Here is a 2,251-nt window from a genome sequence, read left to right as displayed (position 1 = left end):
GAGGCGGTGATGGGATATCAGGCAGTTGCGCGCGGCGAGCGGTTCCGTTTCGGCACGCTTGCCGCGGTGATGGCGGCGGCAACGCCGGAGCGGTCGGGCGATGCGCTGGCGGGGATCGCGGCGACAAGCGCGCTCGAGCGGGTCGCCGCGCGGCGGGTGCTGATGGATCTGCCGCTTGCGACCTTCCTGACCGAGGCGCTGGTGCCCTACGAGGTCGACGAGGTCACGCGGCTGATCCTCGACACGCATGACGCGGCCGCCTTCGCGCCGTTCCGCTCGATGACGGTGGGCGCGCTGCGCGACTGGCTGCTGTCGCCCGCGGCGACGGCCGGGACCCTGCGCGCCGCCGCGCCGGGGTTCACCCCGGAGATGGTCGCGGCGGTCTCGAAGCTGATGCGCAACCAGGACCTGATCCGCGTCGCGCGCAAATGCGAGGTGGTGACGGCGTTTCGCAACACGCTGGGCGCGCGCGGCACGCTGTCGACCCGGTTGCAGCCGAACCATCCGGCCGACGACCCGAAGGGGATCGCGGTGTCGATCCTCGACGGGCTGCTGCATGGCGCGGGCGATGCGGTGATCGGCATCAACCCGGCCTCCGACAACCTCGGCAATTGCCACGACCTGCTGGTGGCGCTCGACGAGCTGCGGCAGAGCTTCGACATCCCCACCCAGAATTGCGTGCTGACCCATGTCACGAATTCGGTGCAGCTGCTTGAGGCCGGGGCGCCGGTCGATCTGATCTTCCAGTCGGTCGCGGGCACCGAGGCGGCGAACGAGGGCTTTGGCGTCAGCCTGTCGATCCTGCGCGAGGCGCAGGAGGCGGGGCTTGCCGCCGGGCGCGGCACGATCGGGCAGAACGTGATGTATTTCGAGACCGGGCAGGGCGCGGCGCTGTCGGCGGGCGCCCATCACGGCGTCGATCAGCAGACGCTCGAGGCGCGGGCCTATGCCGTGGCGCGGGCCTTCCCGCCGCTTCTGGTCAACACCGTGGTGGGCTTCATCGGGCCCGAATACCTGTATGACGGCAAGCAGATCATCCGCGCCGGGCTCGAGGATCATTTCTGCGGCAAGCTGCTCGGCCTGCCGATGGGGGTGGACGTGTGCTACACGAACCATGTCGAGGCCGATCAGGACGACATGGACACGCTCGCCACGCTGCTGGTCGACGCGGGGGTGAACTTCCTGATCACCGTGCCGGGAGCGGATGACGTGATGCTTGGCTACCAGAGCCTTGCCTTCGACGACATCGCCTATCTGCGCGAGCTGAGCGGGCGCAAGGCGGCGCCCGAGTTCGAGGCCTGGCTCGACCGGTTCGGGCTGGCGCGCGAGGGGGGCACGACGCGGGCGCTGCCCGATCCGGCGGGAATGGCGCGGCGTCTGGGGCTGACGGCATGACGGGGGGTGCGATGGACAAGGCGCGCGGGAAGGTTGCGGCTTTCGAGGCGCTGGCGCGGCTGACGCCGGCGCGGGTGCGGCTGGATGCGTCGGCGCGGCCGGTGCCGCTGGCCGATCTGATGGCCTTTCAGGAGGATCACGCCGCGGCGCGCGACGCGATCCATGGCCGGGTCGGTTGGGACGCGCTGGCGCGGGCGCTGGCGCCGCTGGCCACGCTGCGGGTGGCGAGTGCGGCGACCGAGCGGGCGGTCTATCTGCGCCGCCCGGATCTTGGCCGGCAGCTGGCCGCGGGAGCGGATCTGCCACGGCTCGACTGCCCGCTGCTGATCGTGATCGGCGACGGGTTGTCGGCGCGCGGGGTCGAGGCGAATGCGGCGGCGCTGGTCGCGGCGCTGGTCGTGCGGCTGCCAGAGCTGGCCGAGGTGCCGGTGATCCTGGCCGAGGGGGCACGGGTGGCGCTTGGCGACGCGATCGGAGCGGCGACCGGCGCCGGGATGGTGCTGATGCTGATCGGCGAGCGGCCGGGGCTGACGGTGGCGGACAGCCTGGGCGCCTATCTGACGTTGGCGCCGCGGGTGGGGCTGCGCGACAGCGCGCGCAATTGCGTGTCGAACATCCATGGCCATGGCGGCCTTGGCCCGGAGGCCGCGGCCGATCGCCTTGCCTGGCTTGTCGGTGCCGCGCGTCAGCTCGGCGCGACCGGCGTTGCGCTGAAGGACGAAAGCGGCAGCGCAGCGGCCCTGCAGGCGGACTGAGGCCGGGTCAGGCGAGCAGGTCATAGCTGTGCCCCCCGATCTGCAGCCAGATGTGATCCTGCGCCGCGCCGTCGACCAGCGTCCAGACCTGCGCCCCGGTC

2 protein-coding genes are annotated in these 2,251 nt (G+C 71.7%); both read left to right on the top strand.

Annotated elements, in window-relative coordinates:
- The first annotated feature begins 9 nt into the window (after positions 1-9).
- Entirely contained in the window at positions 10-1,395 is a 1,386-nt protein-coding gene (locus DYS74_RS18315) for an ethanolamine ammonia-lyase subunit EutB (RefSeq protein ID WP_121535057.1), read from the top strand.
- Positions 1,396-1,406: 11 nt separating this feature from the next.
- Positions 1,407-2,150 (top strand): ethanolamine ammonia-lyase subunit EutC, encoded by a 744-nt coding sequence (eutC, locus tag DYS74_RS18310; RefSeq protein WP_220668882.1) that lies wholly within the window; start codon positions 1,407-1,409, stop codon positions 2,148-2,150.
- The last annotated feature ends 101 nt before the right edge of the window (positions 2,151-2,251 follow it).

Source organism: Paenirhodobacter hankyongi (genome assembly GCF_003664585.1).
Classification (GTDB): domain Bacteria; phylum Pseudomonadota; class Alphaproteobacteria; order Rhodobacterales; family Rhodobacteraceae; genus Rhodobacter; species Rhodobacter hankyongi.
The sequence above is the reverse complement of the archived record's forward strand: the minus strand, read 5'-3'. Positions and strand labels throughout refer to the sequence as shown.